The 21,305-nt window shown below is 54.0% G+C and carries 20 protein-coding genes, 1 tRNA gene and 1 riboswitch; of the genes, 14 read left to right on the forward strand and 7 right to left on the reverse strand.

All coding sequences use genetic code 11. From position 1 onward, the window contains the following. Window positions 1–225: 225 nt before the first annotated feature. The 7 genes from ACTG3Z_RS06815 (at window position 226) to metK (ending at window position 6,583) form a co-directional block, all read left to right on the forward strand. Window positions 226–885 (forward strand): OmpA family protein, encoded by a 660-nt coding sequence (locus tag ACTG3Z_RS06815; RefSeq protein WP_439142110.1) that lies wholly within the window; start codon window positions 226–228, stop codon window positions 883–885. An 11-nt stretch (window positions 886–896) separates the two neighbouring features. Then, window positions 897–1,202, forward strand: a complete 306-nt coding sequence (locus ACTG3Z_RS06820) for a hypothetical protein (RefSeq protein WP_072628969.1) — start codon at window positions 897–899, stop codon at window positions 1,200–1,202. A gap of 164 nt (window positions 1,203–1,366) precedes the next feature. Continuing rightward, window positions 1,367–2,344 (forward strand): PhoH family protein, encoded by a 978-nt coding sequence (locus tag ACTG3Z_RS06825; RefSeq protein ID WP_375265242.1) that lies wholly within the window; start codon window positions 1,367–1,369, stop codon window positions 2,342–2,344. A 61-nt stretch (window positions 2,345–2,405) separates the two neighbouring features. Beyond that, complete coding sequence (gene ybeY, locus ACTG3Z_RS06830; RefSeq protein ID WP_439142111.1) at window positions 2,406–2,894, forward strand: rRNA maturation RNase YbeY; 489 nt, start codon at window positions 2,406–2,408, stop codon at window positions 2,892–2,894. A 49-nt stretch (window positions 2,895–2,943) separates the two neighbouring features. Continuing rightward, on the forward strand, window positions 2,944–3,852 hold the full coding sequence (locus ACTG3Z_RS06835; protein WP_439142112.1) for a hemolysin family protein: 909 nt from the start codon (window positions 2,944–2,946) through the stop codon (window positions 3,850–3,852). 3 nt (window positions 3,853–3,855) lie between these two features. Then, complete coding sequence (lnt, locus tag ACTG3Z_RS06840; RefSeq protein WP_439142113.1) at window positions 3,856–5,316, forward strand: apolipoprotein N-acyltransferase; 1,461 nt, start codon at window positions 3,856–3,858, stop codon at window positions 5,314–5,316. Window positions 5,317–5,346: 30 nt separating this feature from the next. Further along, window positions 5,347–5,395, forward strand: a riboswitch (SAM-SAH riboswitch). Between the two features lie 6 nt (window positions 5,396–5,401). After that, window positions 5,402–6,583: a methionine adenosyltransferase gene (gene metK, locus ACTG3Z_RS06845; RefSeq protein ID WP_439142114.1), complete on the forward strand. Its 1,182-nt coding sequence runs from the start codon at window positions 5,402–5,404 to the stop codon at window positions 6,581–6,583. 78 nt (window positions 6,584–6,661) lie between these two features. Here the strand turns inward: metK and ACTG3Z_RS06850 are convergent, their stop codons facing one another. After that, window positions 6,662–7,492, reverse strand: a complete 831-nt coding sequence (locus ACTG3Z_RS06850) for a tryptophan 2,3-dioxygenase (RefSeq protein ID WP_439142116.1) — start codon at window positions 7,490–7,492, stop codon at window positions 6,662–6,664. 129 nt (window positions 7,493–7,621) lie between these two features. On the opposite strand from ACTG3Z_RS06850, the gene ACTG3Z_RS06855 reads away from it, so the two are divergent. The 3 genes from ACTG3Z_RS06855 to ACTG3Z_RS06865 all read left to right on the forward strand — a co-directional run bounded on the left by ACTG3Z_RS06855 (window position 7,622) and on the right by ACTG3Z_RS06865 (window position 11,226). Then, a complete protein-coding gene (locus ACTG3Z_RS06855; protein WP_439142118.1) occupies window positions 7,622–8,833 on the forward strand; it encodes a TCR/Tet family MFS transporter in 1,212 nt (403 codons plus the stop codon). Between the two features lie 78 nt (window positions 8,834–8,911). After that, a complete protein-coding gene (locus tag ACTG3Z_RS06860; RefSeq protein ID WP_439142119.1) occupies window positions 8,912–9,997 on the forward strand; it encodes a zinc-binding dehydrogenase in 1,086 nt (361 codons plus the stop codon). Continuing rightward, window positions 9,994–11,226, forward strand: a complete 1,233-nt coding sequence (locus tag ACTG3Z_RS06865) for a mandelate racemase/muconate lactonizing enzyme family protein (RefSeq protein WP_439142120.1) — start codon at window positions 9,994–9,996, stop codon at window positions 11,224–11,226. Before ACTG3Z_RS06860 ends, ACTG3Z_RS06865 begins: the two co-directional genes overlap by 4 nt. A 78-nt stretch (window positions 11,227–11,304) precedes the next feature. Here ACTG3Z_RS06865 and ACTG3Z_RS06870 read toward each other — a convergent pair whose 3' ends face one another. Then, window positions 11,305–13,179 carry an acyl-CoA synthetase gene (locus tag ACTG3Z_RS06870; protein ID WP_439142121.1) on the reverse strand — a complete coding sequence of 625 codons (1,875 nt, stop codon included), beginning with the start codon at window positions 13,177–13,179 and terminating at the stop codon, window positions 11,305–11,307. 202 nt (window positions 13,180–13,381) lie between these two features. On the opposite strand from ACTG3Z_RS06870, the gene ACTG3Z_RS06875 reads away from it, so the two are divergent. After that, window positions 13,382–14,419, forward strand: coding sequence for a serine hydrolase domain-containing protein (locus tag ACTG3Z_RS06875; RefSeq protein ID WP_439142122.1), 1,038 nt, complete (start codon window positions 13,382–13,384; stop codon window positions 14,417–14,419). A 51-nt stretch (window positions 14,420–14,470) separates the two neighbouring features. Here the strand turns inward: ACTG3Z_RS06875 and lysM are convergent, their stop codons facing one another. From lysM to ACTG3Z_RS06890, 3 genes are all read right to left on the reverse strand, one after another. After that, a complete protein-coding gene (gene lysM, locus ACTG3Z_RS06880) occupies window positions 14,471–14,917 on the reverse strand; it encodes a peptidoglycan-binding protein LysM (protein ID WP_439142123.1) in 447 nt (148 codons plus the stop codon). Window positions 14,918–14,983: 66 nt separating this feature from the next. After that, window positions 14,984–16,804 (reverse strand): ABC transporter transmembrane domain-containing protein, encoded by a 1,821-nt coding sequence (locus ACTG3Z_RS06885; RefSeq protein WP_439142125.1) that lies wholly within the window; start codon window positions 16,802–16,804, stop codon window positions 14,984–14,986. A 110-nt stretch (window positions 16,805–16,914) separates the two neighbouring features. Continuing rightward, window positions 16,915–16,989 (reverse strand) — tRNA-Gly (locus ACTG3Z_RS06890). A gap of 197 nt (window positions 16,990–17,186) precedes the next feature. Here ACTG3Z_RS06890 and ACTG3Z_RS06895 point away from each other — a divergent pair. Next, entirely contained in the window at window positions 17,187–17,573 is a 387-nt protein-coding gene (locus ACTG3Z_RS06895) for a cupredoxin domain-containing protein (protein WP_375264720.1), read from the forward strand. Here ACTG3Z_RS06895 and ACTG3Z_RS06900 read toward each other — a convergent pair. Then, entirely contained in the window at window positions 17,570–18,235 is a 666-nt protein-coding gene (locus ACTG3Z_RS06900; RefSeq protein WP_439142351.1) for an SOS response-associated peptidase, read from the reverse strand. The two genes, ACTG3Z_RS06895 and ACTG3Z_RS06900, sit on opposite strands and share 4 nt — an antisense overlap. A 113-nt stretch (window positions 18,236–18,348) precedes the next feature. Here ACTG3Z_RS06900 and ACTG3Z_RS06905 point away from each other — a divergent pair, with 113 nt between their 5' ends. Further along, on the forward strand, window positions 18,349–18,885 hold the full coding sequence (locus tag ACTG3Z_RS06905; protein ID WP_439142126.1) for a flavodoxin family protein: 537 nt from the start codon (window positions 18,349–18,351) through the stop codon (window positions 18,883–18,885). 34 nt (window positions 18,886–18,919) lie between these two features. On the opposite strand, the gene ACTG3Z_RS06910 is transcribed toward ACTG3Z_RS06905, so the two are convergent. Continuing rightward, window positions 18,920–20,479 carry a bifunctional metallophosphatase/5'-nucleotidase gene (locus tag ACTG3Z_RS06910; protein WP_439142127.1) on the reverse strand — a complete coding sequence of 520 codons (1,560 nt, stop codon included), beginning with the start codon at window positions 20,477–20,479 and terminating at the stop codon, window positions 18,920–18,922. A gap of 119 nt (window positions 20,480–20,598) precedes the next feature. Between ACTG3Z_RS06910 and ACTG3Z_RS06915 the strand changes: the two genes are divergently transcribed. Next, window positions 20,599–21,297 carry a hypothetical protein gene (locus ACTG3Z_RS06915; RefSeq protein WP_439142128.1) on the forward strand — a complete coding sequence of 233 codons (699 nt, stop codon included), beginning with the start codon at window positions 20,599–20,601 and terminating at the stop codon, window positions 21,295–21,297. Window positions 21,298–21,305: the final 8 nt, after the last annotated feature.

Genomic DNA, 21,305 nt, shown 5'->3' on the forward strand with positions numbered 1-21,305 from the left:
AGTACCGTGGCTGTAGGCTAAATCCGTCTGGGGTAAGGGGGAGATCGGCCTCAGACCGATTTGTGCAACAAAGCCTTTTCAGGCGCTAATCTGCCTTATTCTCGGCACATTAAGCTTCACACGGTGCTAGGATTTGTTATGATGGCAACATCTAGTGGGATGCAGAGTGACAACACCGCTTATTTGGTGGCGCTCTGGGGGGATTTAGGACGAAGGACGAAAGCTGTGGTAAATTTACTTTCCAAAGCACTTGGTACCGTTACAAAATGCGCCGCGATTGTTAGTTTGAGTGCCTTCGCTCTCAGTTCTTCAGCCGCAGCACAGCAGTACGGCACCCAGCAGTACGGCACCCAGCAATACGGAAATACTCAAGGCGTCGCGACTGCCATTCAAGGCGCTGCAACAGGAAACACACGCACTGTATTGGGCGAGCGTTACATTCCAAACATCTGGGTTGATCCAGATGGGTGCGAGCACTGGGTGATGGACGATGGTGTGAAGGGCTACATGACGCCTCATGTCAGCCGCCAAGGTATTCCAGTGTGTCGCCGTGGAAATGTATGTGGTGTGATGAACTCTGATCAGTTCTTTGCAACCAACAGCCACAGCATCAGCCGCTCTGGCCGTGACAGCGTTGCGAACTTTTTCAGAAGCGCAAGCGCATCAGCCTTCGTAATTGCAGGGCACACAGATAGCCGCGCATCCGACGATTATAACATGCGTCTGTCTTACAACCGCGCAGCAACAATCGCGAGCATTGCAAGCAGTGTTGGCGCACGTGTCGTTGACGTACGTGGCTACGGTGAGCGCATGCCAATCGCATCAAACAAATCAAGCGTCGGCATGTCCAAGAACCGCCGCGTTGAAATCATCTGCATTCGCTGAGGGATAGACACATGAAATTTGCAAAACTCTCTCTCGCGCTTGTCGCTGTTGCTGGTCTCGCAGCCTGTGAAGGCGGCGGTCGAAGCCCAGACAAAGGCACTGACTTTGGTACAGACAAGAAGGATCTCAGCACATTGATTGCTGGTATCTGGGTCGACCCAAATGGTTGTGACAACTGGATCATCGACGACGGCTTCGAGGGATACCTCTCCGCACGTCTCGACAAGTACGGCAAGCCGGTCTGCTCCGGTGCAGCGCCTGCGAATGTTGCAACCGGCCCATGGCGCGGTGGTGCGACAGACTTGTTCGCGAAGTGATCTTTGATCACGACGACATCAAAAGCTAAAAATTAAGCCGCAGGTTTCACACCTGCGGTTTTTTTCGTCGCGCATCGACCTAACTGTTGCATGATAACGAATAAGGAACCTAATGAGTGAGCACTGTTGATCTATCTCCAGACCTTCCGACCGCGGCAGAAGCCATGTTGGATTTCCCAGATAATCGTCTGCTGATCGATTTATGCGGTGAATATGACAAAAATCTTGCTCAGGTCGAAACAGGATCAGACGTACAAATCATTCGGCGCGGCAATCGCTTGGTCATCATGGGCCAAGCCGATGCGCGCGCAGCCGCAATCGAAGTTCTCGGCACGCTCTATGCGCGCCTTGAAGCAGGAAAAAGCGTAGAGCCCGCAGATATCGATCGTGAATTGCGCATGGGTCTTGCCCCACGCGCGCCATCCGCTGACGAAAGCCCGCAGTCGCCCGCCGTGAATGACGTGGTCGAGATCAAAACGCGCAAAAAACTTGTCGAACCGCGAACAGATGCTCAAAAAGCCTACACAAAAGCACTGTTTGACAATGAGCTTGCGTTTGGCATCGGCCCCGCAGGGACAGGCAAAACATACATCGCCGTTGCAGTTGGGGTCTCAATGTTCATTGGTGGGCATGTGGACAAGATCATCCTTTCTCGCCCTGCAGTAGAAGCAGGTGAGAAACTGGGCTATTTGCCAGGTGACATGAAGGACAAAGTCGACCCCTACATGCAGCCCCTCTATGATGCTTTGAACGACTTTTTGCCTGCCAAACAGCTAACTAAATTACTAGAAGACAAACGCATCGAGATTGCACCACTCGCTTTCATGCGGGGTCGCACGCTCTCCAACGCGTTCGTCGTCCTTGATGAAGCGCAAAACGCCACAACGATGCAGATGAAAATGTTTTTGACCCGCCTTGGCGAAGGCTCTCGCATGGTCATCACCGGCGATCGCACTCAAATCGACCTTCCCCGTGGCGTGCCCTCGGGATTGGCAGATGCGGAACGTTTGCTTAACAGCATCCCTTCTATCAGTTTTAACTACTTCACCTCCAAAGATGTCGTGCGCCATCCGCTGGTCGCCGCAATTATCGAAGCCTATGAAGCTGATCACGAAGCAATGCTTGCTCGCAAGAAAAGCTAAATGTCTTCATTTTTCCAAATAAACTCCGGGGGTCTGGGGGCTGGCCCCCAGCCATGAACACATGCTGATAGACACCATTATCGAAGACGCCCGCTGGCAAAGCATAGATTTTTCGGCACTTGCTGAAACTGCTGCGCAGCGAACACTCGCGCATCTCTGTCTCGACACTAATGCTTTTGAAATTGCTATCCTTGCTTGCGACGACGCCCGCATTGCCGATCTCAATACACAGTTCAGGGACAAGCCCACCCCGACCAATGTGTTGTCATGGCCGTCGCAGGAACGCGCAAGTGACGAAGACGGCGGGGTCCCTCACACACCCGCTCTCCCGATGGATGCGGAACTCGGAGATATAGCCATAAGCTATGACACCTGCGAGCGGGAATCGCGCGACGCAGGTAAGGCCATGAGCGATCATGTGACCCATTTAGTCATCCATGGGGTCCTACATTTGCTTGGTTACGATCATATTCGTGACCTCGATGCCACTTTGATGGAAGAAACAGAGGTGTTGATACTTGGCACCTTAGGCATAGATACCCCATATTAACGCATTGCAGCGCAAAAGACGTTGCCACTTATAAGGAATACAGCGCGCCATGGGCGACAAAGACGGCTCCTCTATCGCAGCGCAAAGCGCGCAGCTTGAACACGAGCAAACCACACCAAATGAGCAGATCTCGGCTCAGACCGAAAACGGCTTTTTCTCACGCGTGATATCCGCGCTAAGCCCGTCCCAAGACGGCACCCCTGAACAGGCCGCTGCCCCCGTGCCAGCACGCACGCAACCACACGGGATGATCAATCTGCGTCGTATGCGCATCGAAGATGTGGCCATCCCAAAAGCGGACATCACATCTGTCGCCAATACCGCAAGCAAAGATGAGCTACTCGCGGTTTTTCGCGAAAGTGGACTGACCCGCTTGCCCGTCTATGACGGCACGCTGGACACGCCACTCGGCTTTGCGCATTTGAAGGACTTCGCACTGCTTCATGGCTTTAACAGCTCGACAACAGCTTTCGATCTCACCGCTATGCTGCGCCCGCTTCTTTTTGTGCCACCCTCCATGCCAATCGGTATTTTGCTCACCAAGATGCAAACAGAACGTCGGCACATGGCACTTGTTATTGATGAATACGGTGGTGTCGATGGATTAGTCACAATCGAAGATTTGATCGAACAAGTCATCGGTGAAATCGAGGATGAACACGACACAGAGGAAGCCGATCTTTGGACTCTTGAAAAGTCTGGGCAGTATTTGGCGCAAGCCAAAACACCCCTTGATGAGTTTGAAGACGCAATTGGCATTCATCTAACCGAAGACGATGAAATCGATGCCGAAGAAATCGAAACGCTGGGCGGGCTTGTCTTTATGCTTGCAGGCCATGTTCCCGCGCGCGGTGAGGTGGTGCGCCATCCAGCGGGCTACGAATTCGAAGTCATCGATGCAGATCCGCGCCGTATCAAGCGCCTGCGCGTGCGTCTTGCGCCACCACCTGCAGAGTAATCGATGACCCCGAAGCGGCAACACTTTGTGCTTTGCATCCTTGCAGGGCTTTGTTTTGCTGCCGCTCAAGCGCCTTTGGGCCTTTGGCCTTTTGTGGTTGCTGGCTTTGTGCTGTCTGTTTGGTTACTCAAATCATCTGACTGCCCACGCCGCGCCGGATGGACCGGCTGGAGCATTGGCGCGAGCTATTTCGCCGTGTCTTTACTTTGGATCGTTGAACCCTTCTTGGTTGATATTGCCCTGACAGGTTGGATGGCCCCCTTCGCTTTGATTGGTATGGCGGGTGGGCTTGCGCTGTTTTGGGCCGCGCCTTTCTGGCTCGCGGCGCGCTTTGGTAAACCTGCCACGATTCTCGCACTTTGGCCGCTTGCAGAATATGCGCGTAGTACGATGTTCACGGGCTTTCCTTGGGGACTTAACGCCTATGCTTGGATCGACACGCCCATCGCACAAATCGCAGCTTGGGTCGGGCCTCACGGCCTCGGCGCGTTGACTTTAACGCTCGCCGCTTTGCCTGTTCTGTGGTGCACCCGCAAAGGAACCGCCCTTGCAGGTTTTGGTTTCGCCCTCCTCGCATCTCTCGGCTTAGCACGTCTCTCGAGCGCGCCCGAAATCGCTCAAGATGCTCCAACCATTCGTCTAATCCAGCCCAACGCGCCACAGCATCAAAAGTGGGACCCAGCCTTCGCGCCCATCTTTTTCACGCGTCTTATCGACGCCAGCAAAGCTGTTCCCAACCCTGACCTGATTATATGGCCCGAAACATCGCTACCTACGTGGCTGAACAACGCTGAGCGTATGTTGAGTGCGATTTCAACGGCGGCGCATGACACACCCGTACTATTTGGCGCGCAGCGTCACGAAGGGCTGCGTGCTTATAACAGCCTTGTACATCTCGACGGGTCTGGTGACATTCAGCACATCTACGACAAACATCATCTTGTCCCTTTTGGTGAGTATCTTCCGCTGGAAGCTCTGTTAAGTCGCCTAGGAATGAGTACTTTAACGGAAACATTTGGTGGCTTTACTGCGGGCATGGGTCCAGAACTGATAGACCTTGGTTCGTTGGGAAAAGCCCTCGCACTCATCTGTTATGAAGCCGTATTTCCCCATCAAATGAACAGTTCTGAGGGGCGACCCCGTTTCCTTTTGCATGTCACCAATGATGCATGGTTTGGCACATGGTCCGGCCCGCAACAGCACCTTGTGCAAGCGCGATTTCGCGCGATTGAGCAGGGTTTGCCCTTAGTGCGTAGTGCGAACACTGGGATTAGTGCATCGATTGATGCGCATGGGCGCATCTTACAAAGCTTGCTACTTGGAACGGACGGGTACATAGATACCGCGCTACCCCCGAAACTAGAGCGCACGCTTTATGCAAGATTTGGAGACAATCTCGCATTATTAGCCTTACTCTTTCTGCTTTGTGCCACACTTTTGCCTTACCGTTCCGTGAAAGAGTGACTAAGACACACACGGGCCTTGCCCATTATATGACCGTCACAACGGCTTCCTGACGTGACGGACGAACCCTACTGGAGCACTATACATGTCACGTCAAAATTACACCTTCACCTCGGAATCCGTTTCTGAGGGGCATCCAGATAAAGTGTGCGACCGCATCTCTGACGCAGTTCTTGATGCTTTCCTCAGCGAAGAGCCCGAAGCGCGCGTTGCCGCGGAAACATTCGCCACAACCAACCGGGTTGTTATTGGTGGCGAAGTTGGCCTTGCTGATCAATCCAAACTCAAAGAATACATGGGCAAAATCGACAGTATCGCGCGCGCTTGCATCAAAGATATTGGCTACGAGCAGGAAAAGTTTCACCACGAAACCGTCAAGATCACCAACCTCTTGCACGAACAATCTGCGCACATCGCACAAGGCGTCGACAGTAGCGCTGACAAAGAAGAAGGCGCTGGCGATCAGGGCATTATGTTCGGTTACGCGACCAATGAAACCGACGCGCTTATGCCGGCCCCCATTCAATACAGCCACGCAATTTTGCGTCGCCTCGCTGAAGTGCGTAAGAATGGCACAGAGCCTACGCTTGGCCCTGATGCGAAAAGCCAGCTGTCTGTGGTATACAAAAACGGCAAGCCAGTTGGCGTTTCCTCTATCGTTCTATCCACACAGCACCTTGATGAAAACATGACGTCTGCTGATGTCCGCGCGGTTGTTGAACCTTATATCCTTGAGGTTCTTCCAAATGGATGGGTCAGCGACGCAACCGCGTGGCATGTAAACCCAACAGGAAAGTTTGTTATTGGCGGACCTGATGGCGACGCTGGTTTGACAGGTCGCAAGATTATCGTGGACACATATGGCGGCGCGGCCCCTCACGGTGGCGGTGCGTTTTCTGGTAAAGATCCAACCAAAGTCGACCGTTCCGCAGCCTATGTTGCGCGCTACCTCGCGAAGAACGTGGTTGCCGCGGGCATGGCCGAACGCTGCACGATCCAGCTGTCTTATGCGATTGGCGTGTCCAAGCCGCTGTCGATTTATTGCGACACGTTCGGCACAGGCCAAGTGGCAGACGCCGCGATTGAGCGCGCGATTGATCAGTGCATGGACCTTACCCCACGCGGTATCCGTGAGCATCTTGGCATGAACCGCCCAATCTATGAACGCACCGCAGCCTATGGTCACTTCGGCCGTGAGCCAGAGGCGGATGGCGGTTTCTCGTGGGAGAAAACCGATCTGGGCGCGGCGCTTAAGAAAGCGGTTTAAACCCGCTTTATGTAGATACGAACAAAGCCCTGCCCCTGCGGTGGGGCTTTGTCGTTTTCCGGATATGCCTATGGCACGCTAGAGCTGTCCGCGCATGTTCCACAATTCTGGAAACAGCTCGACCTCAAGCATGCGGCGCAAGTATTTCACGCCGGATGTGCCCCCTGTGCCGCGCTTGAAGCCGATAATCCGCTCAACAGTCGTGACATGGTTGAACCGCCAACGACGGAAATAATCCTCGAGATCGACAAGCTTTTCCGCAAGCTCATAGAGCGACCAATGCGCGCGAGGATCTTTATAAACGACTGTCCACGCATCCATAACCTCTGCCTGCGCTTTGTGAGGTTGATCGAGACAAAAGGCGTCTGGCGAGAACGTCACGCCCAATTCCTGCGCGAGCCGCTCGAGCGCCACATGATAGAGCGAGTGCCGCTCCATCTCTTGGCCAAGCATGTGATGTAGCTCGACACGGTGCTCATGAACCTTCATCATCGCGCGATTTCGGTTGCCCAAAATAAACTCGATCAACCGATACTGATGCGACTGAAAGCCGGAAGACGCCCCTAAGTCGTCCCGAAACTGTGTGTACTCACTTGGCGTCATCGTGCGCAGAACATCCCAAGCGTTGTTAAGTTGCTCAAAGATGCGGGCAACTCTGGTCAGCATTTTGAACACTGGCGGGAAGTCACCTTTGGCAAGATGATCACGCGCAGTTGCCAGTTCATGCAAAGCCAGCCGCATCCACAACTCAGATGTTTGGTGCTGAATGATGAAAAGCATCTCATCATGCGCGTTCGATTGAAGGTTTTGTGATCCAAGAATGGGATCCAGCGACAAATAATCAATATAGCTCATGTCCTTTGCGAAAGACATCTTCGCGCCTTCACGCTCTGGATCATATGCGGCCATGGCTAAGTCTCCAATCAAGTCTATAATACTTTGATAGGTTTCGCCTAAACCAAGCTAAGGTCAACGCCAAGCTTGCTATCACCCTCAAGAAGGGTATTCAGGTGTCAAGTAAACTTGACAGGTCTTGCCATGACGTCCCGCCTACCCATCTTTTTCGTCGTCGCAACCGTCGCAATCGACGCAATGGGCATTGGCCTCATCATGCCGGTCATGCCCGATCTGTTGCGCGAAGTGGACGGTGGTGGATTAGGCGACGCTGCGATTTGGGGCGGTATTCTCGCCACCGCTTTTGCGGTCATGCAATTCCTCTTTGGGCCTATCGTCGGCTCACTCAGCGATCAATATGGGCGCAAACCTTTTCTGGTGGTTTCGCTTGTTATTATGGCGTTCGATTATGTATTGATGGCACTTGCCGGGACGATTTGGCTTTTACTGATCGGGCGTCTTATCGGGGGCATTACCGCGGCCACACACGCGACCGCCGCGGCCTACATCGCCGATGTATCCGAGCCTGATCAGAAAGCCGCCAACTTTGGCCTTATCGGAGCGGGGTTTGGCATTGGCTTCGTCCTTGGCCCTGTGATTGGCGGGCTCCTGGCTGAATTTGGCACCCGTGCGCCGTTTTGGGCAGCTGCCGTTCTCGCCCTGACCAACGCCACCTTCGGTTGGTTCGTTCTGAAAGAAAGCGTGACAGACGCAACGCGACGTCCTTTCAAATGGAAACGCGCAAACCCTTTCGGCGCGTTCAAATCTATCGGCAGTTTTCCGGGACTTGGCGCATTGCTCTTAGTTTACTTCTTCTACCAAGTGTCCAGCGTCGTGTATCCGGCGGTTTGGTCCTTTTTCACAGCGGAACGCTTCGGTTGGTCACCCGGTATCATCGGCCTTTCACTGGCGATTTTCGGCATATCCTTCGCATTGGTTCAGGGCTTGCTCGTCAGACCCTCGATCAAACGGTTTGGACACCGCAGAACCGTCATTATCGGCCTGATCCTTGAAGCGGTTGCGCTGTTTTTGATTGCCGCAATCTATTCGGGCAACGTTTTACTGTGGTGTATCCCCTTCGCCGCGCTTGGCGCGATCGGGATGCCAGCACTGCAAGGGATCATGTCACGACGCGTGAGCGATGATGCACAAGGAGAGTTGCAAGGTGTGCTAACCTCCGTCAATTCACTCGCCGCGATTATCGCGCCGCTCGTGATGACACGCAGCTTCGCCTATTTCACCGGACCAGAGACGCCGATCTATCTGCCCGGTGCGCCGTTTATCATTGCGGGCGTGTTGATGGTGATCTCTGTGGTGATTTTCCAAATGCGTCGTCGCGCTTCCGTGACGTCATAAATTGAGCTGAATGTCGGAAACAGACTTGTGGGTCTGCCAGTCTTGGTCAAACGTTGAGCGCAAGTTTGGGAGAGAAACATGACCACTATCAAAGCCGCCGTTTGCCACGAATTTGGAAAACCCCTTAGCGTCGACGACGTCCAACTGCGCGCACCCGAAATGGGCGAGATCGAGGTCACCCTCGACGCTTGCGCGATCTGTCATTCCGACATTTCATATGCGGGCGGCGCTTGGGGTGGCTCGCTACCAGCAGTCTACGGTCATGAAGCGGCAGGGATCATCACCAACCTCGGTGCCGGTGTAACCGGGTTGTCCGAAGGCGACAGCGTCGTCGTCACCTTGATCCGTGCTTGCGGAAACTGCGTGTGTTGCGCAGGCGGTGCACCAACGTTGTGCGAAACACCCTATGATGGCGATCACGGTCCCTTGAAAACAGCCGATGGCGGCAAGCTTCACCAAGCTATGGCCTGCGGTGCATTTGCCGAAAAAGTTGTCGTGGATCAGCGGCAAGTCGTCAAAATCGCACCTGATATCCCCAAAGATGCTGCAGCCTTGCTTGCGTGCGGGGTGATTACAGGCGTGGGCGCAGTGGTGAACGCGGCCAAACTTACAGCTGGTCAGGACGTCGTGGTGATTGGCGCTGGCGGTGTCGGATTGAACGCTATTCAAGGCGCGCGTATCGCAGGTGCACGACGTATCATTGCAGTAGATATGAGCGAAGAAAAACTCGCCATCGCGCGCGAATTCGGGGCGACGGACGGCGTCCTTGCGACGTCTGACAAGCCTTGGCGCGACGCAAAAAATGCGATGGGACGCGGGGCTGATGCCGTCATCGTCACCGTAGGTGCTGCCGCCGCATACACAGATGCCGCGCGGTATTTAGCCTATGGTGGCAAGGTGATCATGGTCGGCATGCCTGCGACGGGGGCAAAATCCGAATACGAGGCTGCAAACTTCGCAGCCGTTGGCCAATCCATGATCGGTTCAAAAATGGGCGATGCAGTGATTCAACGCGACATCCCTTGGATGGTCGATATGTATAGCCAAGGACGGCTGAAACTGGATGAGTTGATTTCTGGTCGCTGGTCCCTTGATCAAATTAACGAAGCCATTGAAGACACCAAATCCGGATCAGCAAAGCGCAATGTGATTATGTTCAAATGAAGCTGCAAGACCTCGATATCATCGTCACCGCCCCCCCTGCTCCAGGTTGGGGCGGGCGCTATTGGATCCTCGTCAAAGTCACGACCGATACGGGGATAACGGGTTGGGGCGAATGCTATGCCTCCTCCATCGGGCCAGAGGCGATGCGCCCCGTCATCGAGGATGTGTTCGAGCGGCATATGCAAGGTGAGAACCCTGAAAACATCGAGTTGATGTTCCGCCGTGCCTATTCTTCTGGCTTTACGCAACGTCCTGATTTGACTGTGATGGGCGCCTTCTCCGGCCTTGAGATCGCATGCTGGGACATTCTTGGCAAAGCGCGCGAGCGCCCTGTTTACGCGCTGCTCGGCGGCAAGATGAACGACCGCATTCGCGCCTATACCTACCTCTATCCCCTCCCACACCATGACATGACGGAGTTCTGGACGTCACCAGAGCTGGCCGCTGAAGGCGCGGCTGATGCCGTTGCGCGCGGATATACAGCGGTCAAATTCGACCCCGCAGGTCCCTACACACTGCGCGGCGGACATATGCCTGCGATGAGCGATATTTCCCAGTCTGTCGCCTTTTGCAAAGCCATCCGCGAGGCCGTGGGCGACAAGGCCGACCTGCTTTTTGGAACGCATGGGCAATTCAATACAGCCGGTGCAATCCGACTTGGCCAAGCGCTTGAACCCTACTCGCCGCTTTGGTTCGAAGAACCCACACCCCCCGATCACGTTGAGGACATGGCCCGCGTTGCAAGAAATGTGCGCATCCCTGTCGCAACGGGTGAACGCATGACAACGAAGTCGGAATTCGCAACTGTTTTGCGCGCGGGTGCTGCAGAAATCTTGCAACCTGCTTTGGGTCGTGCAGGTGGCATCTGGGAAATGAAAAAAACCGCAGCCATCGCAGAAGTCTTCAACGCGCAAATGGCGCCGCACCTGTATGCTGGGCCTGTGGAATGGGCCGCGAACATCCACCTTGCCGCGTCCATACCTAACATCTTGATGGCCGAAACGATTGAAACACCGTTCCACGATGCTTTGATCAAAGGGGCAATCAAAGTTGAAGACGGCTTTATAACGCCGCCTTCGACGCCGGGGCTTGGCATCGACATCGACGAAGCACTCGCACGTGCCAACCCCTACACGGGAAACGGGCTCCACCTGCAAATGCAAGAAGAGCCCTGTGACTACGTTAACGGAAACGCATTTGAAGGAGGCGCGCCAGCCCCAAAAGACTGACGCATTGCTTCATTTTTCCAGATAAACTCCCGACCCTTGGGTCGGAAAGCGAATTTTACGGAAAATTCGCAACGCGCTCTAAGCACGTTCCCAAGGGCGCACGAACGCGCCAAGCACGTCTGTTACGGCGCTGTCATCCTCTGAACTGGCTGACAGCTGCGCGACAAGCCCGCGCTTTTTGTCGTCCACAACAGAGACTACCCGCGCCTCCAGACCAGCCGTCTCAAGCGCCTCATTGTAAACACGTGTGATCGCGTCTTTACGCAAGTCAGGCTTGAAGACCTTGCCCACAGCCGTCTTGGGCAGTTCTTCCAGAATGGTCATGTGCTTGGGCTGCGCTGCGCGCTCATGGACCTGCGACTTACAGAACTCCAGCAACTCTTTCTCAGTGACTTTCGCCCCAGCAACCAGCTCAACGAAGGCACAAGGCACCTCACCTGCATGTGCGTCAGGCTGACCAATCGCGCCCGCAAATGCGACAGCCTCGTGACCCAAAAGCGCTTCTTCAATCTCAGCCGGATCAATGTTGTGACCGCCACGAATGATAAGATCCTTTGCACGGCCTGTGATCCAGAGGTACTCATCCTCGTCGAAACGACCTAGGTCGCCCGTGCGCAAGTACTCACCGTGATAAAGATTAACGTTCTTGTCCTCTTCCGTGTAGGTCGCGCCGACCATCACACCGGGACTAGAAATGCAAATCTCGCCCACTTCTTCGGGCGCACATTCAATTGGCCCGTCGGGCGTGTCTTTCAGGATTTTAACGTCTGTGTAAGGGAAGGTTATCCCGATTGAGCCGACTTTCTTTTCGCCGTCCACAGGATTGATCGAGGTCAAGCAGGTCGCTTCAGTAAGACCATAGCCCTCAACAATCTGCACACCTGTCGCCGCTTCGAAGCGTTTGAACAGCTCCAAAGGTAATGGCGCGGAACCGGAGAAAGCGTTCTTCACAGTGCTCACATCCGCATCAACAGGACGCTGCATCAACGCCGAAATTGCGGTTGGGACAGTGATGATAAAACTGATCTCCCAGCGTTCAATCAACTTCCAGAAGTTATCAAACACACCTTCGCCCCGATACCCTTGCGGCGTTGGGAAAACCACATGTGCGCCGCTCGAAATCGCGGACATCAAGATAACGTGCACCGCGAACACGTGGAACAGCGGCAGCGGGCAGATCACATTGTCCTTTTCCGTGTAGAGCAACTCATGTCCGAGCCAACCGTTATAAATCATCCCATTATACGTGTGCTGCGCGACCTTGGGCATGCCTGTCGTGCCACCCGTGTGGAAGTACGCAGCAACGCGGTCCCCTTTGCTATCAGGGAAATCAAGTGTTGTGTTCTGTTTGGCAACTTCTTTCACAAAGCTCATGACTTTGGCGTGGTGCGAGACAGGGTTCTTTGGACGAACCAGCGGCACAATCCAGCTTTTAGGCGGTGTCAGATACCGGTTCAGATCGACTTCCAGAACTGTCTTAACATTGGGTGCATGACGGACCGCTTCAGCAGTTTTCTGGGCAACGTCCGTCTTAGGAAACGCCTTAAGCGTAACAACAACCTTGGCGTTGGTTTCGCGCAAGATTGCGGCGATCTGATCTGCTTCAAGTAGCGGGTTAATCGGGTTTACGATCCCTGCGACCATCCCGCCCAAAAGCGCCAATATCGTTTCATTTGCGTTTGGCAGAACATAGGCAACGACATCTTTTTCACCCACGCCGAGCTTGCGCAACAAATTGGCCGTTTGCACAGTCTTGTCGAGCAACTCGGACCAGCTTAGCGTTTCGGCAGGGTCTTTTGGACCAGAGAAGAGTTGGTAGGTTACAGCTGGGCGAGCTGGAAATTTTCCAGCCGTTTTGCTGAGCAATTGATGCAGCGTGACGGGTACGTCACGTTCTGCCCATGGCATTTGTGCCTCTAAAGCCTTCTTGTCTGCAATGGATGCAAATCCCATGGTTACTCCTCCCCTGAACCAATGTCCCTAACGCGCAACTTAATGCGCACTGAGCTAAGATGAGTATGCAACGCCGCAAACGCAAGCATTCCCAAACGTAGTTTTGAGCTTTACGTTGAGAAATTCGCGTCAATTGGTTTAAATTGCGTCTCAAAGCCCTGATCAACTTTGCCAAACAACTCGATCTGTCTAAACTTTGCCCATGCGGTACGCTTTACTATTTCTTTGGTTGGCCTTGTCTGGCCTTGGCGCTTGCGCACGAATGGTCGACGTTATCGCATATGAAACGACGATCGAGCGTGTAAAACGCAACGACCTTCGCGTCCCCCACTATCAAACCAAAGCTCTTGCAAACAGCTCGGTAGAACGCTCATTAAAAGAGGCTGGCTTTACGTCCTTTCTTTGGCTGCATCCTGATCAAAGCGTATCGGAATGGTATGCAACTGATGCCGCGAGAACGAACGCTGTGAACGTTAAATCCGTTTCAAAAGCTTTGTTTTCCGCGCTCGTTGGCGTTGACACAACGCTAGATCTAAATGCGCTCATTGCTTCGTTTGCGGGGTGTGCTGTGCCTGACGCACTACAACCGCTCAACTTTGATACTTTGTTGAACATGACTGCGGGCTTCACGTTCACCGAAAATGTCTCGAGCGATATTTACGCTGCCCCAAATTGGGGGTGCCGCGCGCTGCAACTGCCCAGCGAGGCGCGCTCTGGTGCGCGGTTCAACTATAACACGCTTCAATACCATCTTGCTGGCCTTGCACTGGCCGAGCGCCGTGGCAGCGATGTCGCGACACTTTTGCAAAACGACGTGCTCGACGCGATGGAGATCCAGTTAGATGGATGGATCAAGAACAGCGACGGTGATGTCTTTACCGGTAGTGAAATGCGCCTGCATCCCAAAGATATGCTTCGGTTTGGCGAGGTCTATTTGAATGACGGCCGCTTTAACGGCAAAGATATCATCCCTAAAAGCTGGGTCACTCAATCAAGGCAACCCCAGCGCAGTGACACAGGGCGTACGGGCATCGATTACAGTTATGGTTGGTGGCTGACAAATCTAGCGGGATACGATGCGCAATTTGCGGAAGGCTATGGTGGGCAAGCGATTGTTGTCGTACCAGAAGTTGAGCAAGTATTTGTGTTTACGGCACCCACGGGTGGCTTGGTGAGCGGCAAGAAACATGATGCGCGCATGGCCAGATTGCTTGCCTTGACCCAAGACCTTCTCAAATAAAAAAGGGAGCGGCAAAACCACTCCCTCAAATGTTTTAGCGACAAAGCGTGTTTACGCTTCAACACCTTCCTGCGGGATCCGCAGAACCTGACCTGGGTAGATTTTGTCAGGATGCGTGAGCATAGGCTTGTTCGCCTCAAAGATCGCAGTGTACTTTGAACCATTGCCCAACGCTTTTTCCGCGACCGCCCAAAGCGTGTCGCCTTTTTCAACGGTATGGAACACAGGTGCGGCATCGCCATCATCTGCGTCATCCGTCTCAACAGCGCCAATACCCGTCACGTTGCCAACCGCCAAAATGATCTTCTCGCGGATGGACGGGCTAACCGCACCAACACCTGCAACGCGCACTTTGTCGCCCTCAACCTGAAGATCGAGACCTTCTGCCTCAAGACCCAAATCAGCGACTTCTTTCTTCAGCTCGTCAACAGACGGCTCAGCATCGTCACCGCCAAATAGTTTCTTGCCGGCGTCTTTTGCAAAACTCCACAAACCCATCTTAATAATCCTTCTTGATAAGATGCGCGGACTTTCGCGCGCCAGCTTGCGCTGCGCAAGAGGGAATTAGATGTCGTCAGCGCCGGCCGTAAATTGAAGGCGTGCGAGGCGCGCATAAAGCCCGCCCTCAGCAACCAACGCATCATGTGTGCCGACAGCGACGACACGCCCTGCTTCAAGCACAACAATGCGATCCGCCTTTTTCACAGTCGCTAATCGGTGTGCCACGATCAGGGTCGTCCGTCCTTGCGCCAACTCATCGACCGCAAGCTGAACCGCACGTTCACTTTCCGCATCAAGCGCGCTTGTCGCTTCATCCAACAACAAAACAGGGGCATCGCGCAAAATGGCGCGTGCAATCGCAATACGCTGCTTTTGCCCCCCTGAGAGCATCACCCCCCGTTCGCCTACATAGCTGTCAAACTTGTCCGGCAGAGCGTCGATAAAGTCATAGGCAGCAGCAGCCTTCGCTGCAGATTCGACTTCAGCATCTGTCGCATCCGGACGACCAAAGCGGATGTTTTCACGTGCGGAGGCGGCAAAGATCACAGGATCTTGCGGCACCAATGAAATATGCTTGCGAAACGCCTCGCGCTCCATCTGCACCAGCGGCACCCCATCAAGACGGATCACACCTGATTGCGGATCATAAAAGCGTTGGATCATTTGGATGATGGTCGTTTTACCCGCACCTGACGGGCCAACGAAGGCAACGGTTTCGCCTGCGTTGATGTTCAGCGTGACGTCATCCAACGCCGCTGTTTCGGGACGTGTCGGATAGCGGAACGAGACGTTTTCAAACGCGATTTCACCGCGTACAGGCGTTGCCAAATCAAGCGGTTGCGCTGGGTCTGTCACCGTATCTTCTGCATCCAGCAGTTCGACCAAACGCTCGGTTGCGCCTGCGGCGCGTTGCAATTCGCTCCAAATTTCAGACAGCGCTGCAACCGCACCGGCCACCATGACCGCGTAAATCACGAATTGCACCAATGCGCCCGTCGTCATCAAATCTGCGCGCACATCACGCGCGCCGATCCAAAGCACCCCGACGACGCCAGAAAAGACAAGAAAGATAACGATCATCGTTAGAAAGGCGCGCACTGTGATGCGTCGGCGCGCGGCGTCAAAACTCTTTTCCGTGAAATCAGAAAACTGGAATTGGCTTTGAGTTTCGTGGGTGAACGCTTGTACGGTTTGGACCGATCCAAGCGTTTCAGACGCGTTTCCGGAGGATGCAGCGATCCAATCTTGGTTTTCACGGCTGAGCACGCGCAACCTGCGCCCCATGACCAGAATCGGGACGATGACAGCTGGCACCAACAACAAGACAAGGCCCGTTAACTTGGCCGATGTGAACAGCATCAAAATCAAGCCGCCGATGAAGATCAGTACATTGCGTAGCGCCACCGATATCGAAGAGCCGATGACAGACAGGATCAGCGTTGTATCCGTGGTGATCCGGCTCAATACCTCGCCGGTCATAATCTTTTCATAAAACTCTGGGCTCATGGAGATCACACGATCAAAAACCGCTTTGCGGATGTCTGCAACAACACGTTCGCCCAAGCGCGTCACCAACGCGTAGCGCAACGCCGTGCCCACGGCCAAAAGCGCGGTGATTCCCAAGGCAGAGGCAAAATATTGATCAAGCAAACCGCCCGCCGCACTTTCAAAATTGTCCACCACGCGACGCACAGCCAAAGGCAGCAAGAGCGACACCATCGCCGTCAACGTCAATGCCATTGCGGCGCAAACAACCAATATTTTGTAGGGCGCAAGGAACGGCCACAACCTTCGCAGTGTTGCGAGTTCTTTAGATTTAGCGCGCTCGGCTTCAGTCAGGTTGGGGGCCAATTGGCTGGTATTTGAAGTCGTATCGGTCGCCATGGATGTCCTCGATCGCGCAAATTTTCGCGCATTAAATTCACAGTGGCGCTCGGGTCAAGCGTGAGGACGCTGTATGCGCTTATTTGACGTAATGTTTGTGTGGGAGTTTTTGGAGCGGGCGGAGGGAATCGAACCCTCATCTTCAGTTTGGAAAACTGAGGTCTTAACCATTACACAACGCCCGCGACCTCTGCGTGACATAAGTCAGGCTCTCGCAAGGGTCAAGACGCTCGCGCACACAAAACCCGATGTCTTCAAAACATCGGCCATACAACAAGGATAGCCGTTACGGTTTCGGCCTTATTTTGCCTCAATCTTGCCACGACTCAAACCTATGGATTTGGCAACGCACGCGCACACCCTGCGCAAAAGGAGTTATGCCATGTACAAGTCACTAATGTTTTCGATCGCGGCCCTTGGCCTGTGTGCTGCACAAAGCGCGAGTGCCGAACAATATGATATCCAGATCGAAGAAGGCGCGTTTTATCCAGAAATCACATATCTGATTCCAGGCGATGAAGTGAAATTTGTGAACAACAACGGCGGCACGGTAAAGGTCGTTTCGAGTGATGCATCCTGGGACAGCGGTGAGATCAGTGAAGGCCAGAGCTACCTATTGAGCGTCACGCCTGAAACAAAGCTGAATTTCGCGCTCGCGTCAGATTCTGAAATAGCTGGCAGCCTGTCATTCGATCTTGCACCGCTCAGTCTGGATGACGAAGCATTCGAGGAAGACGATTCCGGTGCAGCGCCAACGGCGTCTAACTAAGTAGAAATCGGTTCTATCAGATCCGCGCCGGTCGCGCGGTTTGAATTGACCGCTCTATCCACGCGATGAAACGTAAGCAACTCTTCGGGCGCGGCCTGCATCAGCAGTGCCGCGCCTTTTCCTTGCTCACCCAACCATAACGGCCAGTTTTCTGTGCTTAGGATGACGGGCATGCGATGATGAATTGCGCTGATACTTGTGTTGGCAGCGGTTGTAACAATCGCGCATGTACGGTGTCTGTCCCCGTTCATTTCCCAGTCCTGCCAAATTCCAGCAAATGCCAAAGGCGCTCCATCCCGCGCCTTTAGGTACCACGGATCGCGCCCGCCCTCTTGATCTTTGGTCCATTCATAAAACCCACTTGCCGGAATAAGACAGCGTCGCGCGCGGCACGCTGCTTTGAACGCGGGTTTATCAGCAATGGTTTCAGCACGCGCGTTGATGAGCAGTGGCCCACCTGCCGGTGACTCATACCAATGTGGAATAAAGCCCCAGCGCATCGGTGCGAGCTGACGACGTCCATCTTCTCTACGCACCGTATGTACTAGGGTCGTTGGGCACACATTAAAATTTGGTACGTCGGGCAGATCATTGGAAGGCTGCGCCGCAAAGAGCTGCGCCATCGCATCATTGGGAAGGGTCACTGCTAAACGTCCACACATGGCAATACCGTATACCATCTGCAAAGCCACGCGAGGAGATTTTTTCGAAAAATCTCGTTCCATATTCTTATTCAAAGAATATGCTCGCCCGAAACTCAGGAAAGCCTAAAAGTATGACCCTTTGCATTGTGACATATTCGGTAGACGGCCATACACGAGCGCTGGCCCAAGCCATTGCAGACGGGGGGCGCGGGCAGGTCTTTGATGTTACGGCGCTGACGGAAGCGGACTGGAGCACCCTCGATCACGCCAGCGCAATCGTCATGGGCGCACCCACCTACATGGGTGGCCTGCCCGCAACTTTTGTTCAATTCATCGAAACAGCCGCCAGCCGTTGGGACACAGGCCAATGGCGCGACAAACTGGCGGGTGGTTTTTCCACCGCGATGCACCCCTCGGGCGACAAGCTCAATGCTTTGATGTCCCTGTTTATCTTTGCATCCCAAATGGGGATGATCTGGATCGGCAACACTGAAACAGGCGCGCCTGTTGTGCCCGAGAACGAAGGCATCAATACGGATGGGTCTTGGGTTGGCGTGACAGCCAGTGCCCCCAAAAGCGGCACCAAGATTTTGTCGGATGGAGATTTGGAGACTGCGCGACGGTATGGCATGCGCATGCGCGCAGCAATCGCGCGCTGGGAAAAGTAGGGGCGCAGCATCTAAGCGCTACGCCCCCTAAGCTTTATTTCAAACCGATACGACCATCGATGTAGGGCGCATATGGGCCTTGTTCAGCCAAATATTCCGCCAGCACATCCGCAACATCGGGTCCAAAATCATAGTCATCCTGCGCATCGCGGAACATTTTGTACCCATCTCCACCACCGCGCACATAGTTGTTGGACACCACTCCGTACATCTTGCCCATATCAAGCGCCACACCACCGACCATCACGTCAGAGATCCGGCTACCAACCTCGGCTGAGGCATCCACTGCAAAGCTCATCCCCGACACTTGCGGGAAGCGGCCTTTGACCTCTTCTATCTGGCTCACGCCATTTTCAAGCGCGGCCATCAATGTCGCACCCGAAACTTTGAACGTAGAGAGCGTGTTTTGGAACGGCAACACAGTGAGCACTTCGCCCATCGTCACATCACCCGCATCAATGGACGCGCGCAAGCCGCCTGAGTTAGCGATAGCGATCTGGATGCCTTGATCTTTCACACGTGCTAGCATGGCATCAGCAACGAGGTTACCCATCTCACATTCCTGCACACGACAGACTGAGCGGTCGCCCTCAATCGCGGCACCTGCTTGCGCCACTACTTTGTTGCGGATCTCTTCAAGCGGTGCCGCCGCTTCCATGATCCGCGCCTTTGTCACTGCATCTTCGGACACAGTGCCATCAACGATGATCGGCTCACCTTTCGCCTCTGTGATCTCGCCCGCATCATTGAAGGTCACATTCAATTCGCCCAAGAACTTGCCATAAGCGTAGGCTTGCACGATTGCGGTTTCACCAACCATCGTTGGATAAGCCCCCTCGGCGCGTTCATTGGTGTTAGAGAGCAATGTGTTCGAGTGCCCACCCACAATCACATCAACACCCGTTGTTCCGGCTGCAACCGCTTGGTCCACCTTATACCCGGAGTGGGACAGAACGATAATCTTGTTCACGCCCATCTCTGTCAGCTTGTCGACTTCGCCCTGCACGGCATTCACTGGATCGGTGAAGACGATATTCGGGCCCGGGCTGGCCAATTCATCCGTGTCTTGCGGTGTCAGACCAATAAGGCCCAGCTTTTCACCACCGCGTTCAATCACTGTGGACTTCGCCAGTTTGCCCGCAAGCAGTTCTTCGCCGCTCACATCCGCATTGGACATCAACACAGGGAAATCCACCGCATCCATAAAGCCGCGCAGAACTTCTGGGCCATCGTCGAATTCATGGTTGCCCACTGTCATCGCATCATAGCCGAGCTTGTTCATCATCTCGGCCGCAAGCTTGCCCTTGTAGTAGGTGTAAAACAAAGTGCCTTGGAACTGATCCCCGCCATCCACAAGGATGGAATTGTTCGTACGCGCACGCGCTTGTGCAACCGCTGTTACAAGACGCGCGGAACCGCCGAAGCATTTACCTTCTGCATTGTCTTCTTCGCCGCAGCCGCTGTCATATTTGCTGATCGGCTCAAAGCGCGCGTGAAAGTCGTTGGTGTGAAGAATCGTCAGCGAATAATCCGCCGATGCGATCCCTGCGGTCAGTGCGAGGCTTGCCGCCCCAGTGAATAAACGCGTGAGCATATTGAAATCCCTTTTTTGTTGAACTCTTGAGTCGCATCAAAGCGCGTTGGTGCGGTTGAGTCAAAGGCGGACGTCGCGCAAAGCTTGAAACGGGGGCGCAGCCTGCCCAAGTTCTAGGCATGTTTAGATGGATCCGGATTACGCTTGCACTACTCATCCTTAGCGCGACGGCGGCATATGCGGCCTTGCCCGGTCCACACCGTGCTTTAACGCCGAATCTGTTTGGCCTACATAAAATTGCCCCAAACACATACAGCGACGCCCCTGACAAAGCGCAGACACATTTGGCTTTGATGAGCGCCGCACGACTGCAAGCCGCCGAATTTTTTGGCCCTCTCACCACGAACCCACGCCATATACTTTGCACGACGACAGCCTGCGCCGAGCGGTTCGGGTTGTTCGCGCGCGGCTTGAACTATGGGTTCCATCTAAATTTTATCGGCCCACGCGGAATGAATGTTTCGATTATTACTCATGAACTCGCACATTCTGAGTTGCACAGAACCATGGGGTTTAGCGACATCTACAATCCGAAATTCCCGCAATGGTTTGATGAAGGTCTGGCGAGCTACATTTCGCAAGACACGCGGTTGAGCTTTGTTGCCAAGCCTGATCACATCAAAAATGCGCGGAATTTAAAAGAATGGAGAGAAATTAATAGCGCCGAAACGTGGCAGCAAAATTATAGCGCCGCGTGGACCTTGGTGAAAACTGTTGCCGACACAAACGGCATCGGAGTTCTACAGGACTTGGTGCGCCGTGTTGAAAACGGGGAAGATTTCGACATGCTCTGGCGCGCAATTGAAACCCATCCTTGACCAAGCTG

This window comes from Planktotalea sp. (genome assembly GCF_965659345.1).
Classification (GTDB): Bacteria; Pseudomonadota; Alphaproteobacteria; order Rhodobacterales; family Rhodobacteraceae; genus Planktotalea.

Bases quoted from the DNA above. Each gene is read 5' to 3' on its own strand.
- ACTG3Z_RS06910 (WP_439142127.1), bottom strand. From the start codon at position 20,479: ATGCTCACGCGTTTATTCACTGGGGCGGCAAGCCTCGCACTGACCGCA.
- ACTG3Z_RS06825 (WP_375265242.1), top strand. From the start codon at position 1,367: ATGTTGGATTTCCCAGATAATCGTCTGCTGATCGATTTATGCGGTGAA.
- ACTG3Z_RS06900 (WP_439142351.1), bottom strand. From the start codon at position 18,235: ATGTGTGGACGTTTAGCAGTGACCCTTCCCAATGATGCGATGGCGCAG.
- ACTG3Z_RS06870 (WP_439142121.1), bottom strand. From the start codon at position 13,179: ATGGGATTTGCATCCATTGCAGACAAGAAGGCTTTAGAGGCACAAATG.
- lnt (WP_439142113.1), top strand. From the start codon at position 3,856: ATGACCCCGAAGCGGCAACACTTTGTGCTTTGCATCCTTGCAGGGCTT.
- ACTG3Z_RS06855 (WP_439142118.1), top strand. From the start codon at position 7,622: ATGACGTCCCGCCTACCCATCTTTTTCGTCGTCGCAACCGTCGCAATC.
- ACTG3Z_RS06820 (WP_072628969.1), top strand. From the start codon at position 897: ATGAAATTTGCAAAACTCTCTCTCGCGCTTGTCGCTGTTGCTGGTCTC.
- ACTG3Z_RS06860 (WP_439142119.1), top strand. From the start codon at position 8,912: ATGACCACTATCAAAGCCGCCGTTTGCCACGAATTTGGAAAACCCCTT.
- ACTG3Z_RS06850 (WP_439142116.1), bottom strand. From the start codon at position 7,492: ATGGCCGCATATGATCCAGAGCGTGAAGGCGCGAAGATGTCTTTCGCA.
- ACTG3Z_RS06835 (WP_439142112.1), top strand. From the start codon at position 2,944: ATGGGCGACAAAGACGGCTCCTCTATCGCAGCGCAAAGCGCGCAGCTT.
- ACTG3Z_RS06885 (WP_439142125.1), bottom strand. From the start codon at position 16,804: ATGGCGACCGATACGACTTCAAATACCAGCCAATTGGCCCCCAACCTG.
- lysM (WP_439142123.1), bottom strand. From the start codon at position 14,917: ATGGGTTTGTGGAGTTTTGCAAAAGACGCCGGCAAGAAACTATTTGGC.
- ybeY (WP_439142111.1), top strand. From the start codon at position 2,406: ATGCTGATAGACACCATTATCGAAGACGCCCGCTGGCAAAGCATAGAT.
- ACTG3Z_RS06905 (WP_439142126.1), top strand. From the start codon at position 18,349: ATGACCCTTTGCATTGTGACATATTCGGTAGACGGCCATACACGAGCG.
- ACTG3Z_RS06895 (WP_375264720.1), top strand. From the start codon at position 17,187: ATGTACAAGTCACTAATGTTTTCGATCGCGGCCCTTGGCCTGTGTGCT.
- ACTG3Z_RS06875 (WP_439142122.1), top strand. From the start codon at position 13,382: ATGCGGTACGCTTTACTATTTCTTTGGTTGGCCTTGTCTGGCCTTGGC.
- ACTG3Z_RS06915 (WP_439142128.1), top strand. From the start codon at position 20,599: ATGTTTAGATGGATCCGGATTACGCTTGCACTACTCATCCTTAGCGCG.
- ACTG3Z_RS06865 (WP_439142120.1), top strand. From the start codon at position 9,994: ATGAAGCTGCAAGACCTCGATATCATCGTCACCGCCCCCCCTGCTCCA.
- metK (WP_439142114.1), top strand. From the start codon at position 5,402: ATGTCACGTCAAAATTACACCTTCACCTCGGAATCCGTTTCTGAGGGG.